This is a genomic window from Streptomyces sp. NPDC052107, from assembly GCF_040680215.1.
GTDB lineage: Bacteria > Actinomycetota > Actinomycetes > Streptomycetales > Streptomycetaceae > Streptomyces.
Map to the genome: position 1 here is coordinate 1 of NZ_JBFAWG010000302.1, position 1,212 is coordinate 1,212.

Consider the following 1,212-nt stretch of genomic DNA (forward strand, 5'->3'; position numbering starts at 1 on the left):
CGGAACTTCGGGGGCTTCCAGCGCCTCCTGCGTCTCCTCCGCTCCCGGCGCCTCCCGTGCTTCCTCCTCCTTCTTCTTCTCCTGCAACGCCTCCTGCCCCGGCGTCCCGTCCTCAGACACCGGCGGCTCCTGCTTCGGCACCGTCTCCTCCGGCGCCTGCTCGCCGCGCGGCGGCAGCACCGGCCGGGGGACCGACTCCAGGTCGAGGTCGTCCACCGCACCGCGCGGGCCCGGTATCCGCCGCGCGTCCTGCACCTCGTCGTCGCGGCGGTCGCCCTCGCGCCCGTCGCCGCTCACCGGGCACGTCCGGGACCGGGTGGCGGAGGGCCGTCGAGCGGGCGGGTCCCGGCGGTGGAGAGCAGTTGGAGGCCGAGCCGGAGCCGACGGCGGGCCTCGTCCTCGGTGACCCCGAGATCGGCCGCGGTCTGCCGGTAGTCCCGGCGCTGGATGTACGCCAGCTCCAGCGCCTGCCGCAGCGACGCGGGCATCGAGGAGACGATGAAGTCGGCGCGGGCCGCCGAGGTGGCGCTGCGCACCCGCCGCTCCAGCTCCTCCGGGTCCGGCGCGCCACCCTCGCCGTGCTCCTCCGCGTACGACGCGGTGGCCGCCCGCCGCAGCCGCTGCACCGCGTGGCGGTGGGTGAGCCGGGCCACCCAGGAGCGCATCGAGCCCTGCCGCGGGTCGTACGCCTCGGGGTTCTCCCAGACCTGGGCGAAGACCTCGCGGGTGACCAGATCGGCGGCGTCCTCGTCGTCGAGCATCCGGTGCGCCTGGCTGTGGACGAGGGAGGCGAACCGGTCGTACAGCTCGCCGAGCGCCGCCGCCTCACCGCGGACCAGCCTCTGCTGCATCCCGCGGTCCCAGCGGGGCGGTGCGTCCTTCGCCATCGAACCAACCCCCAGCCTCTGTCCTCGCTGTCCGAATGTAGTCGCCCGCGCAAGCCCCGTACCTGCCTTTGCCGCAACTGTCCGATGTAAGGACGCCGGGCTTTCCACCGATCTCTTTCGGCCGTTCTTGTCGCCCCGGCTTCCCTGAGCAGGGAAAACCGGCTGAAGTGATCATTTCCACCGGAAACCGCCTGGGCCCCGGGGGCGTGAGCGGTGTTTCATGGATGCGCGGTTGGGCAGCCGCGAGGAGGAACGGAAACTTCCGGATCACCGGGAGCCCCCGGAACGAGAGGTCCAGTCGCGTGACGCTGAAGGTGGACGAGAC

1 protein-coding gene and 1 pseudogene are annotated in these 1,212 nt (G+C 72.7%); both read right to left on the reverse strand.

What is annotated here, in order from left to right:
- Nucleotides 1-297, reverse strand: a pseudogene (locus AB0M27_RS47995) (immediate early protein); the annotation flags it as partial.
- A complete protein-coding gene (locus tag AB0M27_RS48000) occupies nucleotides 294-887 on the reverse strand; it encodes a sigma-70 family RNA polymerase sigma factor (protein WP_365732486.1) in 594 nt (197 codons plus the stop codon). The pseudogene AB0M27_RS47995 and the gene AB0M27_RS48000, both read right to left, overlap by 4 nt.
- Nucleotides 888-1,212 lie beyond the last annotated feature (325 nt).

Bases quoted from the DNA above. Each gene is read 5' to 3' on its own strand.
- AB0M27_RS48000 (WP_365732486.1), bottom strand. From the start codon at position 887: ATGGCGAAGGACGCACCGCCCCGCTGGGACCGCGGGATGCAGCAGAGG.